Origin of the sequence: Pseudomonas serboccidentalis (assembly GCF_028830055.1) — a bacterium.
In the GTDB taxonomy this organism is placed as follows: domain Bacteria; phylum Pseudomonadota; class Gammaproteobacteria; order Pseudomonadales; family Pseudomonadaceae; genus Aquipseudomonas; species Aquipseudomonas serboccidentalis.
This window is the reverse complement of the sequence record NZ_CP101655.1, coordinates 3098626-3110578: the sequence shown is the minus strand read 5'-3', so window position 1 is coordinate 3110578 and position 11953 is coordinate 3098626. Positions and strand designations below refer to the sequence as shown.

Genomic DNA, 11953 nt, shown 5'->3' with positions numbered 1-11953 from the left:
AGGGCTGGACTGTTCACAATCGATAGAAAAAATGTCTACAATTTTTAATCAGCGAGCGCTTTGCAGCATCGATGGATCGGTCAGTGGTAGTAACCAACGCGGTTGACCCGGTTTCAGGCCGCCACGTCGCGAGCGATCGACGATCCACCCGCGAGCCTCGATTTGCTTGCCCTTCAGCGCCTGCAATCGGGCACTGTCAAATTGTCCGACAAGATTGGGCGCAACGCGCAATACAAGCAAGCCCTGCAACTCGATCCAGATTCCGCCACGATTGCGCTGAACCTTGCTCACACGTCCACTGACCACGGCGAAACCCGAATCAGTGATCTGCTCTGCTTTCAGTACAGGCGACTGGCGCCACAGACCTCGACCGGCCTGCCTGGCACTGCGTTCGGCAGCCTGCTGACAGGCAACAAGATCGACGTTCGGCGCCACCGCGACCTGAAAACCAAGACCGTCGGCGAGCATTTGCGCTTCAAGACTGACGCCGCTGGCACTGTAGACATGCGCGAGGGTGCGACCGTAATGGTCTTTCGCTTGCTGGCCGAGCTGTAAACCGACCCGGCCGCCGCTGTCCGCCACCAGAGCTTCAAGGCGTTTGCGCGCCGCCACGGCGAATGGCTCGTCGCTGCGGCCCTGCTTGCCCAGTTCCGGCGTGTTGAGGCCGATCATGCGCACACTGCGCCCGTCACTCAGGCGCAGGGTGTCGCCGTCGACCACACGCTGGACACTGACGCTGGTCAGGCCGGCAGGTGTCGGGCAGTACGCCTGGGCACCGGCCAGCCAAATCGCGGACACAAAAAAGGCGCCCACAAGGGACGCCTTTTTCATCAGCCTGGAGAAACCGTCGAGATTTTCCAGAATGATCGACCTTAGGCCTTTTTGCCGAAAGCACCGAAACGGTCGGCGAACTTCTGAACGCGACCACCGGTGTCCAGAGTCTTCTGCTTACCGGTGTAGAACGGGTGGCACTCGTTGCAAACGTCGATCGCCAGGGCTTTGCCGAAGGTCGAACGGGTTTCGAACTTGTTGCCGCAGCTGCAGGTAACAGCAACTACTGGGTAATTCGGGTGGATATCAGCTTTCATGATGTCTTCCTCAGCTAGCGTGCCGCCACCCAACACTATTGTTGAATACCGCACGTAATTAGGCCGCGGATTCTACCAGACAATGTCAATCGCGCAAGCTGTCCCTGAGACCGACCGTCTGCTAGGCTCCCGGCCCAATACGCGATTCCCTGTAGGAGTGAGCCTGCTCGCGATAGCGGTCTGTCATTCGACATTTTTGTCGTCTGATACACCGCTATCGCGAGCAGGCTCACTCCTACAAGGTTATGTGCCTAGCCCTTTTTATCGTCTGTTGATCGAGATCCCCCCGCGTGCCCGACGCCATTCTGCGCCTCGCCCTGCCTTCGCCCTTGCGCCGCCTGTTCGACTATCGAGCGCCGGCCGGCGTGCTGCGCACCCAGTTGCAGCCGGGGATGCGCCTGCGTGTGCCGTTCGGTCGGCGGGAGATGATCGGGATCCTGGTCGAGGTCACGGACACCAGCGAAGTGCCGCTGGAAAAGCTCAAACCGGCGCTGGCCCTGCTCGATGCCGAGCCGCCGCTGCCGCCAGCGCTGTTCAAGCTGTGCCTGTGGACATCGCAGTACTATCAGCACAGCCTTGGCGACACGTTGAGCTGGGCACTGCCGGTACTGCTGCGTCAGGGCGAACTGGCCGAGGCTCGCCAGGAGCGATTCTGGTCGGTAGCGCCCGGCGCCAGCCTCGATGATCCGCGCATCGCCCGCGCCCCACGGCAACGTGAAGCGCTGGCGACGCTGGCGCAGCACCCGCACGGCGTCGCCCATCAGTTGTTGAGCAAGCTGATGCTGAGCAAGGACAGTCTCGACCTGCTGCTGGCCAAGGGGCTGGTACAGGTGGAAATCCGCCGGCACGCCCCGGGCGTGCGCCATGAACACTGGCTGGCGCAACCGGAACTGCCGCTGAACACCGAACAACGCGCCGCTTACGAAGCGATCCGCGCCGGCTTCGACAGTTATCACGCGTTTCTGCTGGCCGGGGTGACCGGCAGCGGCAAGACCGAAGTCTATTTGCAACTGATCCGCGAAACCCTCGAAGCCGGCAAACAGGCGCTGGTGCTGATCCCCGAGATCAACCTCGGCCCGCAGACCCTGGCGCGTTTCGAGCAGCGTTTCAATGCGCGCATCGCCCTGCTGCATTCGGCGGTCAACGACCGCGAGCGCCTCGACGCCTGGCTCGCCGCCCGTGACGGCGAAGCCGACATTATTATCGGCACCCGCTCGGCGCTGTTCACCCCGATGAAGAACCCGGGGCTGATCATCATCGACGAAGAGCACGACGGCTCCTATAAACAGCAGGAAGGCCTGCGCTACCACGCCCGCGATCTGGCGTTGGTACGTGCCCGCCAGGAAAACATCCCGATCGTCCTCGGCTCCGCCACACCCTCGCTGGAAAGCCTGCACAACGCTTACACCGGCCGTTATGGCCTGTTGCGCCTCAACGAGCGGGCCGGCGGCGCCAAACAACCACGCTTCCTGCGTCTGGATGTGAAAAGCCGTCCGCTGGACAGCGGCATTTCCGGGCCGATGCAGCAAGCCATCGGCCAGACCCTTGCGGCCGGCCAGCAGGTGCTGGTGTTCCTCAACCGTCGCGGCTTTGCGCCGACCCTGCTGTGCCACGATTGCGGCTGGATGTCCGAGTGCTCGCGCTGCGATGCGCGGATGACCGTGCACCAGCGTTATGGCGAGCTGCGCTGCCACCACTGTGGCTACGTCGAACGCGTCCCGCGTCAGTGCCCCAAGTGCAACAAGGTCGACCTGCGACCGGTGGGTGCCGGTACCGAGCGCGCCGAGGAGCGGCTGGCGATTCTGTTCCCGGACTACCCGGTGCTGCGCGTCGATCGTGACAGCACTTCGCGCAAGGACGCGATGAATCAGTTGTTCGCGACGATTCAGAAGGGCCAGCCATGCATTCTGGTCGGCACTCAGATGTTGGCGAAGGGGCACCACTTCCCCCGGGTCACGCTGGTGTCGATTCTGGATGCCGACGGCGGACTGTTCTCCGGCGACTTCCGCGCCAGCGAGCGCATGGCGCAATTGATTGTGCAGGTCGCCGGACGCGCCGGCCGGGCCGAAGAGCCGGGCAAGGTGATCATCCAGACGCACCTGGCCGACCATCCTTTATTGGTGCAGTTGACCGAGCAGGGTTATTTCGCCTTTGCCGAGCAAGCCTTGAGCGAGCGCCGCGCCGCGGGGCTGCCGCCGTTCTCACATCTGGCATTGTTGCGCGCCGAAGCGCACAAGCCGGGGCAGGCCGAAGGCTTTCTCGATGAAGCGTGCAGCGCGGCCGAACGTTTGCTCGCCGAGCAGAATCTGACCGGCATCGAGTTGCTCGGGCCGGTGCCAGCACCAATGGAACGCCGCGCCGGACGCTATCGTGCACAGTTATTGGTGCAGGCGGCGGCGCGGGCACCGCTGCATCGGTTGCTCGCCAGTTGGTTGCTTGAGCTGGAACAAATGCCGAGCGGACGCGCGGTGCGCTGGTCGCTGGATGTGGATCCGGTCGATTTGTATTAGCAGATCAAAAGATCGCAGCCTTCGGCAGCGCCTACAGAATTCTTCGCGTTTTACTGTAGGAGCTGCCGAAGGCTGCGATCTTTTGCTTTTAATGTCACCACATATCCACATCCTGCCTGCTAAGGTTGGCAAGCCCGTCTTCGCAACGGATAATGCCCAGTTTTTCCACCCGCGCATCGATGCGCCGCCGCGCTTGCGGTCGAAAGAGAAGACCATGAAAGACACCATTCGCCAGCTGATCCAACAAGCCCTCACCCAACTCGTCAACGAAGGTGTGTTGCCTGAAGGCCTGTCGCCGGCGATTCAGGTGGAGAACGCCCGTGACAAGACCCACGGCGACTTCGCCAGCAACATCGCCATGATGCTGGCCAAGCCTGCAGGCATGAAGCCGCGTGATCTGGCGGAGAAAATCATCGCCGCGCTGCCGGCTGACGAAAATGTCACCAAGGCCGAAATCGCCGGCCCAGGCTTTATCAATTTCTTCCAGAACACCCAGGCCCTGGCCTCGCGCCTCGACGCCGCGCTGGCCGATGCTCACGTTGGCGTACGCAAGGCCGGCCCGGCGCAGCGCACCGTGGTCGACCTGTCGGCGCCGAACCTGGCCAAAGAGATGCACGTCGGCCACTTGCGCTCGACCATCATCGGCGACGGCGTGGCGCGCGTACTTGAGTTCCTCGGCGACGAAGTGATCCGTCAGAACCACGTCGGCGACTGGGGTACCCAGTTCGGCATGTTGATGGCGTACCTGCAGGAAAACCCGATCACCAGCGACGAGCTGTCCGATCTGGAAAACTTCTACCGCGCCGCCAAGCAGCGTTTCGACGAATCCGCAGAGTTCGCCGACCGCGCTCGTGGCCTGGTGGTCAAGCTGCAGGCCGGCGACGCCGAGTGCCTGGCGCTGTGGACCCGGTTCAAGGACATCTCGCTGTCGCACTGCCAGAAGATCTACGAACTGCTCAACGTCAAACTGACCATGGCCGACGTGATGGGCGAAAGCGCCTACAACGACGACCTGATCAACGTGGTCAACGACCTGAAAGCCGCCGGCATGCTGGTCGAAAGCAACGGCGCCCAGTGCGTGTTCCTCGACGAGTTCAAGAATGCCGACGGCGATCCGCTGCCGGTGATCATCGTCAAGGCTGACGGCGGCTACCTGTACGCCACCACTGACCTGGCGGCCGTGCGCTACCGCAGCGGCAAACTGAAAGCCGATCGCGCGCTGTACTTCGTCGACCAACGTCAGGCCCTGCACTTCCAGCAAGTGTTCGCCGTGGCGCGCAAAGCCGGTTTCGTGACCCATCCGATGGAGATGGAGCACATGGGCTTCGGCACCATGAACGGCGCCGACGGCCGTCCGTTCAAGACCCGTGACGGCGGCACCGTGAAGCTGATCGACCTGCTGACCGAAGCCCAGGAACGCGCCTACAACCTGGTCAAAGAGAAGAACCCGGAGCTTGCCGAAGACGAACTGCGCAACATCGCCAAGGTCGTCGGCATCGGTGCGGTGAAATACGCCGACCTGTCCAAGCACCGCACCAGCGACTACAGCTTCAACTTCGACCTGATGCTCAACTTCGAAGGCAACACCGCGCCGTACCTGCTGTACGCCTACACCCGTGTCGCCGGTGTGTTCCGCAAACTGGGCAAGGACTTCAGCGAAGTCGATGGCCAGATCGTCCTTGAAGCGGCGCACGAGCAAGAGCTGGCAGCGAAGCTGGCGCAGTTCGGCGAAGTGCTGAACAACGTCGCCGAAAAAGGCACCCCGCACATCCTCTGCACCTATCTGTATGACGTCGCCGGTCTGTTCTCCAGCTTCTACGAGAACTGCCCGATCCTCGCCGCCGAAACGCCGGCCCAGATGCAGAGCCGTCTGCGTCTGGCCGCGCTGACCGGTCGTACTCTCAAGCAAGGCCTGGAACTGTTGGGCCTGGAAACTCTGGAGCGCATGTAAGTTGGCTGCCAAGAAAAAACCTGCACCCAAGCGTGGCGCCAGCCGTTACCAAGCTCCTGCAAAGCAACCGATCCCGGGTTGGCTGTGGATGGCCATCGGCCTGACGGTCGGTGCATTCATCGTGTTCCTGATGAAACTGGAGCCGGGCAAGGGCAGCGACACGGTCAAGCGCGAGAAAGTCGAGCAAGCGCAACAGCAGAAAGCCAAGATCGCCGAGGCCAACAAGACCCCGCCGAGCCCGACGCAACCGGTGAAGCCGAAGTACGACTTCTACACCCTGCTGCCGGAATCGGAAGTGATCGTGCCACCGGACGCCGTGCCGGAGAAAACCCTGCCGACGCCGCAAGTGCCGAACATCCCGACCACTCCGGTAACCCCGGCGGAAGCGGCGAAGATCGACACCGCGCGCGCTCAGGCGGCTCTGGCCGGGATCACCCCGCCGCCAGCGCCTCCGGTGAGCAAGGCAGCGCCAGTGACCAAGTTCTTCCTCCAGGCCGGTTCGTTCCGCAAAGAGGCGGATGCGGACAAGGTGCGGGCGCAGATCATTCTGCTCGGTCAGGCCGTTTCGGTTGAGTCGGGCACGGTCAAGGATGAAACCTGGTACCGCGTATTGGTCGGTCCTTTCAGTAACCGCGAACAACTGACCACCGCGCAGAAACAACTGGCGGGCAGCGGCTTCAGCAATCTGTTGTTACAACAACGCCAGAGCCGCTGATTTAGCGCCCGCAGGCAACACCAATCCCCTGTAGGGGCTGCCGCAGGCTGCGATCTTTTGATTTTGTTTCAAGAGCAAGATCAAAAGATCGCAGCCTGCGGCAGCCCCTACAGTTGATCACCGCTCGTCCCCTCTCCCGCGCTATGGTTGAAATCCTCTCCAGCACCCCCATATGAATGGGCATAAGGCATTTTCGCCCCGCTGCGTGGAGACTCTTCCCTTGACCACCATCGTTTCAGTCCGCCGCCACGGCAAAGTCGTCATGGGCGGCGACGGCCAGGTTTCTCTCGGCAACACCGTCATGAAAGGCAACGCGAAGAAAGTTCGCCGCCTGTACCACGGTCAGGTCATCGCCGGTTTCGCCGGTGCCACCGCCGACGCCTTCACCCTGTTCGAACGTTTCGAAGGCCAGCTCGAGAAACATCAGGGCCACCTGATCCGCGCCGCTGTCGAACTCGCCAAAGAATGGCGCACCGACCGTTCCCTGAGCCGCCTCGAAGCCATGCTCGCGGTCGCCAACAAGGACGCTTCCCTGATCATCACCGGCAACGGTGACGTGGTCGAACCGGAAAACGGCCTGATCGCCATGGGTTCCGGTGGCGGTTACGCGCAGGCTGCGGCCAGCGCGCTGCTGAAAAAGACTGACCTGTCGGCCCGTGAGATCGTCGAAACCGCCCTCGGCATCGCTGCCGACATCTGTGTATTCACCAACCACACTCAGACCATTGAGGAGCAGGATCTCGCTGAAGAAGCCTGAGTCGGCCTTGCGCCACGGCTTGTTTCTGCTTGAGGACCGTCAATTATTATGTCCATGACTCCCCGCGAAATCGTCCACGAACTCAACCGCCATATCATCGGCCAGGACGATGCCAAGCGCGCCGTCGCGATTGCCTTGCGCAACCGCTGGCGCCGCATGCAGCTGCCTGAAGAGCTGCGTGTTGAAGTGACCCCGAAGAACATCCTGATGATCGGCCCGACCGGTGTCGGTAAAACCGAGATCGCCCGTCGTCTGGCGAAACTGGCCAACGCGCCGTTCATCAAGGTCGAAGCGACCAAGTTCACCGAAGTCGGCTACGTTGGCCGTGACGTCGAATCGATCATCCGTGATCTGGCCGACGCCGCGATCAAGATGCTCCGCGAGCAGGAAATGACCCGCGTGCGTCACCGTGCCGAAGACGCCGCCGAGGACCGCATCCTCGACGCGTTGCTGCCGCCGGCGCGCATGGGCTTCAGCAATGAAGAAACCCCGAGCACCGATTCCAACACCCGCCAGCTGTTCCGCAAGCGCCTGCGCGAAGGTCAGCTGGACGACAAGGAAATCGAGATCGAAGTTGCCGAAGTGTCCGGCATCGAGATCGCCACGCCGCCAGGCATGGAAGAGATGACCAGCCAGTTGCAGAACCTGTTCGCTAACATGGGCAAGGGCAAGAAAAAGGCCCGCAAGCTCAAGGTCAAGGAAGCGCTGAAGCTGGTGCGCGACGAAGAGGCCGGGCGTCTGGTCAACGAAGAAGAGCTGAAAGCCAAGGCGCTGGAAGCGGTCGAGCAGCACGGTATCGTGTTCATCGACGAGATCGACAAGGTCGCCAAGCGCGGCAATGTCGGCGGCGCCGATGTGTCCCGTGAAGGCGTGCAGCGCGACCTGCTGCCGCTGATCGAAGGCTGCACCGTCAACACCAAGCTGGGCATGGTCAAGACCGACCACATCCTGTTCATCGCGTCCGGTGCGTTCCACCTGAGCAAGCCGAGCGACCTGGTGCCTGAGCTGCAGGGTCGTCTGCCGATCCGTGTCGAACTCAAGGCGCTGAGCCCGGAAGACTTCGAACGCATCCTCAGCGAGCCGCACGCTTCGCTCACCGAGCAATACTGCGCGCTGCTGAAAACCGAAGGCCTGAACATCCAGTTCCAGCCGGAAGGCATCAAGCGTCTGGCCGAGATCGCCTGGCAGGTCAACGAGAAGACCGAGAACATCGGTGCCCGCCGCCTGCACACGCTGCTTGAGCGGCTGCTGGAAGAAGTGTCGTTCAGTGCCGGCGACCTCGCCAGCGCCCATGACGACAAGCCGATCCTGATCGACGCCGAGTACGTCAACAGCCACTTGGGCGAATTGGCGCAGAACGAGGACCTGTCCCGTTATATCCTGTAGGTCACCTTCTCTGTAGGAGCTGCCGAAGGCTGCGATCTTTTGATTTTGATTTAAAAGACAAGATCAAAAGATCGCAGCCTTCGGCAGCTCCTACAGAGGTGTTCCATCTAGTCGGATGACCTGTAATGACCAATATTCCCACCGACATCAAACTGCACAAAGCCTCGAAAACCCTGACGCTCAAATACGCGTCCGGCGAGGAGTACACCCTGCCCGCAGAATTCCTGCGCGTGCATTCCCCCTCCGCCGAGGTCCAGGGCCACGGCAAACCGATCCTGCAATTCGGCAAGCTCAATGTCGGCCTCAGCGGCCTGGAACCGGCCGGTCAGTACGCACTGAAACTGACCTTCGACGACGGTCACGACAGCGGCCTGTTCACCTGGGATTACCTCTACGAGCTGGGGCGACGTTATGACGCACTCTGGGCCGATTATCTGGCCGAGCTCAAGGCGGCCGGGAAAACCCGCGATCCGGACGAATCGATCGTCAAGCTGATGCTCTAGTCCGAGACTCTTGCTCTTTAGAGGGCATTTTCTAAATTCATCTGTTTGAATGCTCTGCTGTGTGGCCGAGGATCGGCTGCTTGCGAAAAAAATTAAACTCGGGTAACCAATGGAGCTGGCAAGTTCCCTGCAGTGCTCTATGAACTGTAAAGCAGCTATGCAGAATTAACGGTCACCCGAGCAGTAGTACCTGGCATCTGGCTGTGGAACTGCACAGCAGAAAACCGGGTACTCGTCTCAGGACAATGGAGCGTCGTAGATGAGTAACAAGAATAACGATGACCTGAAGTACCAAGCCTCGGAAAACACCCTGGGGCTTAATCCCGTCGTTGGGCTGCGCGGAAAGGATCTGCTGGCCTCTGCTCGTATGGTGCTGACCCAGGCCATCAAACAACCGATCCATAGCGTCAGGCACGTGACCCATTTCGGCCTCGAACTGAAGAACGTGCTGTTCGGCAAATCCGAACTGCAACCGGCCAGCGATGACCGTCGCTTCGCCGATCCGGCCTGGAGCCAGAACCCGCTCTACAAACGTTATCTGCAAACCTACCTGGCGTGGCGCAAGGAGCTCCATTCCTGGATCGACGACAGCAGCCTGTCACCCAAAGACATCGCGCGCGGCCACTTCGTGATCAACCTGATGACCGAAGCCATGGCCCCGACCAACACGGCGGCCAACCCCGCAGCAGTTAAACGCTTCTTCGAGACCGGCGGCAAAAGCCTGCTCGACGGTCTCTCGCATCTGGCCAAGGATCTGGTGCACAACGGCGGCATGCCGAGCCAGGTCAACATGGGCGCGTTCGAGGTCGGCAAGAGCCTGGGCGTGACCGAAGGCGCGGTGGTGTTTCGCAACGACGTGCTGGAGCTGATCCAGTACAAGCCGATCACCGAGCAAGTTCACGAGCGTCCACTGCTCGTGGTGCCACCGCAGATCAACAAGTTCTACGTATTCGATCTGAGCCCGGACAAGAGCCTGGCGCGCTTCTGCCTGCGCAATAATGTGCAGACCTTCATCGTCAGCTGGCGCAACCCGACCAAGGCCCAGCGCGAGTGGGGCCTGTCGACCTACATCGATGCGCTCAAGGAAGCGGTCGACGTGGTCACGGCGATCACCGGCAGCAAAGACGTGAACATGCTGGGCGCCTGCTCCGGCGGCATCACCTGCACCGCCCTGCTCGGCCACTACGCCGCCCTCGGCGAGAAGAAGGTCAACGCCTTGACCCTGCTGGTCAGCGTGCTCGACACCACCCTGGACAGCGACGTCGCCCTGTTCGTCGACGAGCAGACCCTGGAGACCGCCAAGCGCCACTCGTATCAGGCCGGCGTGCTCGAAGGCAAGGACATGGCCAAGATCTTCGCGTGGATGCGTCCGAACGATCTGATCTGGAACTACTGGGTCAACAACTACCTGCTCGGCAACGAACCGCCGGTGTTCGACATCCTGTTCTGGAACAACGACACCACCCGGTTGCCGGCGGCGTTCCACGGCGACCTGATCGAGATGTTCAAAAACAACCCACTGATCCGCCCCAATGCACTGGAAGTGTGCGGCACGCCGATCGACCTCAAGCAGGTCACTGCCGACATCTATTCGCTCGCCGGCACCAACGACCACATCACCCCGTGGAAGTCCTGCTACAAGTCGGCGCAGCTGTTTGGCGGCAAGGTCGAGTTCGTGCTGTCGAGCAGCGGGCATATCCAGAGCATTCTGAATCCGCCGGGCAACCCGAAATCGCGTTACATGACCAGCGAAGGCATGGCCGCCAATGCCGATGAGTGGCAAGAGAACTCCACCAAGCACACCGACTCCTGGTGGCTGCACTGGCAGACGTGGCAGGCCGAACGCTCGGGCAATCTGAAAAAGGCGCCGACCAAACTGGGCAACAAGGCGTATGCGCCAGGTGAAGCATCGCCGGGCACTTATGTACATGAGCGGTAACTGACACCACCCGCTCTCACTGTAGGAGCGGGCCTGTGGCGAGGGGGCTTGCCCCCGTTGGGCTGCGAAGCGGCCCCGAAACCTGTAACCGCGGTTTATCAGACACATCGCGATTACTCGATTCACGACTGCTTCGCAGCCGAACGGGGGCAAGCCCCCTCGCCACATGGCTCATTCCCACAGGAGATTGGGGGTACTTAAAATCCACAGGGCCTGAAGCATGCCGCAACCGTTCATTTTCCGTACCGTCGATCTGGATGGGCAAACCCTCCGCACCGCGGTACGCCCCGGCAAGCCTCACTTGACGCCCTTGCTGATATTCAACGGCATCGGCGCCAACCTGGAGCTGGTGTTTCCGTTCGTCGCGGCGCTGGACCCGGATCTGGAAGTGATCGCCTTCGACGTGCCCGGTGTCGGCGGTTCGTCGACGCCGCGCCGGCCGTATCGCTTTCCCGGACTGGCGAAGCTGACCGCACGAATGCTCGATTACCTCGACTACGGTCAGGTCAACGTGATTGGCGTGTCCTGGGGCGGGGCGCTGGCGCAGCAGTTCGCCCACGACTACCCCGAACGCTGCAAGAAACTGGTGCTGGCAGCGACCGCGGCCGGTGCCTTCATGGTGCCGGGCAAGCCGAAAGTGCTGTGGATGATGGCCAGTCCCCGGCGCTACATCCAGCCATCGCACGTGATCCGGATCGCGCCGCTGATCTATGGCGGCTCGTTCCGCCGTGACCCGACGCTGGCCGCCAGCCATGCGGCCAAGGTGCGTTCGGCGGGCAAGCTCGGTTACTACTGGCAACTGTTCGCCGGGCTGGGCTGGACCAGCATTCACTGGCTGCACAAGATCCATCAGCCGACCCTGGTGCTGGCCGGCGACGACGATCCGCTGATCCCGTTGATCAACATGCGCATGCTCGCCTGGCGGATTCCCAACGCCCAGCTGCACATCATCGACGATGGCCACTTGTTCCTGATTACCCGCGCCGAAGCCGTGGCGCCGATCATCATGAAATTCCTGGAGGAGGAGCGGCAGCGCGCCGTGATGCACCCGCACCCGACACCTTTGGGCGGATAAACCGCAGCGGCAGGTTTTATGCAGGGCTT

General features: G+C 61.5%; 10 protein-coding genes. 8 read left to right on the top strand and 2 right to left on the bottom strand.

Translation table 11 applies throughout. The annotated features are described in order from the left end of the window. Nucleotides 1-48 precede the first annotated feature (48 nt). Together NN484_RS14290 and rpmE are read right to left on the bottom strand one after the other, a co-directional pair. On the bottom strand, nucleotides 49-831 hold the full coding sequence (locus NN484_RS14290) for a thermonuclease family protein (RefSeq protein ID WP_274657367.1): 783 nt from the start codon (nucleotides 829-831) through the stop codon (nucleotides 49-51). Between the two features lie 41 nt (nucleotides 832-872). Next, nucleotides 873-1088 (bottom strand): 50S ribosomal protein L31, encoded by a 216-nt coding sequence (gene rpmE, locus NN484_RS14285; RefSeq protein ID WP_127648629.1) that lies wholly within the window; start codon nucleotides 1086-1088, stop codon nucleotides 873-875. 290 nt (nucleotides 1089-1378) lie between these two features. On the opposite strand from rpmE, the gene NN484_RS14280 reads away from it, so the two are divergent. The 8 genes from NN484_RS14280 to phaZ all read left to right on the top strand — a co-directional run bounded on the left by NN484_RS14280 (nucleotide 1379) and on the right by phaZ (nucleotide 11924). Continuing rightward, on the top strand, nucleotides 1379-3598 hold the full coding sequence (locus NN484_RS14280; protein WP_215501248.1) for a primosomal protein N': 2220 nt from the start codon (nucleotides 1379-1381) through the stop codon (nucleotides 3596-3598). A gap of 214 nt (nucleotides 3599-3812) precedes the next feature. Further along, on the top strand, nucleotides 3813-5549 hold the full coding sequence (gene argS / locus NN484_RS14275) for an arginine--tRNA ligase (RefSeq protein WP_127648627.1): 1737 nt from the start codon (nucleotides 3813-3815) through the stop codon (nucleotides 5547-5549). Between the two features lies 1 nt (nucleotide 5550). Beyond that, the gene (locus NN484_RS14270; RefSeq protein WP_215501247.1) at nucleotides 5551-6264 is read left to right on the top strand and encodes an SPOR domain-containing protein; all 714 of its coding nucleotides are present in this window, start codon (nucleotides 5551-5553) and stop codon (nucleotides 6262-6264) included. Between the two features lie 220 nt (nucleotides 6265-6484). Beyond that, entirely contained in the window at nucleotides 6485-7021 is a 537-nt protein-coding gene (gene hslV / locus NN484_RS14265) for an ATP-dependent protease subunit HslV (RefSeq protein WP_003220875.1), read from the top strand. A 48-nt stretch (nucleotides 7022-7069) separates the two neighbouring features. After that, nucleotides 7070-8407, top strand: a complete 1338-nt coding sequence (gene hslU, locus NN484_RS14260) for an ATP-dependent protease ATPase subunit HslU (RefSeq protein WP_215501246.1) — start codon at nucleotides 7070-7072, stop codon at nucleotides 8405-8407. Nucleotides 8408-8532: 125 nt separating this feature from the next. Next, nucleotides 8533-8910: a gamma-butyrobetaine hydroxylase family protein gene (locus tag NN484_RS14255; RefSeq protein WP_127648624.1), complete on the top strand. Its 378-nt coding sequence runs from the start codon at nucleotides 8533-8535 to the stop codon at nucleotides 8908-8910. Between the two features lie 259 nt (nucleotides 8911-9169). Continuing rightward, nucleotides 9170-10849, top strand: coding sequence for a class II poly(R)-hydroxyalkanoic acid synthase (gene phaC, locus NN484_RS14250; RefSeq protein ID WP_274657366.1), 1680 nt, complete (start codon nucleotides 9170-9172; stop codon nucleotides 10847-10849). A gap of 220 nt (nucleotides 10850-11069) precedes the next feature. Continuing rightward, the gene (gene phaZ, locus NN484_RS14245; protein WP_127648622.1) at nucleotides 11070-11924 is read left to right on the top strand and encodes a poly(3-hydroxyalkanoate) depolymerase; all 855 of its coding nucleotides are present in this window, start codon (nucleotides 11070-11072) and stop codon (nucleotides 11922-11924) included. Nucleotides 11925-11953: the final 29 nt, after the last annotated feature.

Bases quoted from the DNA above. Each gene is read 5' to 3' on its own strand.
- rpmE (WP_127648629.1), bottom strand. From the start codon at position 1,088: ATGAAAGCTGATATCCACCCGAATTACCCAGTAGTTGCTGTTACCTGC.
- hslU (WP_215501246.1), top strand. From the start codon at position 7,070: ATGTCCATGACTCCCCGCGAAATCGTCCACGAACTCAACCGCCATATC.
- NN484_RS14255 (WP_127648624.1), top strand. From the start codon at position 8,533: ATGACCAATATTCCCACCGACATCAAACTGCACAAAGCCTCGAAAACC.
- phaZ (WP_127648622.1), top strand. From the start codon at position 11,070: ATGCCGCAACCGTTCATTTTCCGTACCGTCGATCTGGATGGGCAAACC.
- NN484_RS14290 (WP_274657367.1), bottom strand. From the start codon at position 831: ATGAAAAAGGCGTCCCTTGTGGGCGCCTTTTTTGTGTCCGCGATTTGG.
- argS (WP_127648627.1), top strand. From the start codon at position 3,813: ATGAAAGACACCATTCGCCAGCTGATCCAACAAGCCCTCACCCAACTC.
- phaC (WP_274657366.1), top strand. From the start codon at position 9,170: ATGAGTAACAAGAATAACGATGACCTGAAGTACCAAGCCTCGGAAAAC.